This window comes from Pseudoalteromonas sp. SR44-5 (genome assembly GCF_014163675.1).
Classification (GTDB): Bacteria; Pseudomonadota; Gammaproteobacteria; order Enterobacterales; family Alteromonadaceae; genus Pseudoalteromonas; species Pseudoalteromonas rhizosphaerae.
The window spans coordinates 1-860 of the sequence record NZ_JACJDT010000143.1; the positions used below are offsets into that span (position 1 = coordinate 1).

Annotated in this window: 1 protein-coding gene; it reads left to right on the top strand. The window is 36.3% G+C overall.

Annotation, left to right across the window (positions count from 1 at the left end):
* A partial coding sequence (locus tag H5154_RS22885; protein WP_182719748.1) for a hypothetical protein occupies positions 1 to 693 on the top strand: 693 nt, incomplete at its 5' end.
* Between the last annotated feature and the right edge of the window lie 167 nt (positions 694 to 860).

Consider the following 860-nt stretch of genomic DNA (forward strand, 5'->3'; position numbering starts at 1 on the left):
CAAGTACTTGGGTTATTTAAAGCTAAAAGTTTACAACACCTATTAGACTCATTTCTTTTTGACCCTTTGTTTATCCTGGGGCAAGTTTTATTATTAATAATTGCTTTTATTTACCACCGTAAAGCAAAAATCCCCAGAGCCACCTCCGTTGTTTTTGACCGAAAAACCGGCAATGTAAATTTCCCTGCGTTTGGTGGCAACCCAGAACTTGTGATCCCATTTGAAGAAGTTGAGATGTATCGAGGCTCGTTAGGCTTTAGTTTGGGAAGAGGCATGCCTGTTACAAGTTTAATCCCTAAAAAATACCCTAAACATGGTAAAAGGGATTGCCAATACATAGTCGCGTTTGCTGATAGTTACGATCAAGCCTGTAATTTATGGACGTTATTAAATGAATATATGGATAAAAATAAACCTATCCCTTACGCAATGTTACCTTCAGTTCAATATTATTTAGATAAAGGGTGCAGCACAGTTTGGAAGGGCGATAAAATTGGCCCCTATATGGATAATTACCCCCTCGATCCCGAGATAAAAAATAACTATAAATATGTATTTCATACGGATATTGATGACGAAAAAGAATACCCGAGGGATGAAGTTAATTATGTTATTGCCCCCTTTAGTGATGACCCAGTATTGCTAGAGAAAAACATAAAACGCGCGTACGAGCTCAATATTTTACTTTTGTGATTAAAGTTATTTAAAAATAGATTTACAGGCTACAGGCCAAATGCTCTTTAACAATCAGAAAAGGAATTCAAACCTAGGTGGTATATGCTGCCTAGGTTTATTAAAGCAAAGGAACCTGATGCAAAAGAATAATTACTTTGGTGTTGGAATCATGCAAAAGAAAACGA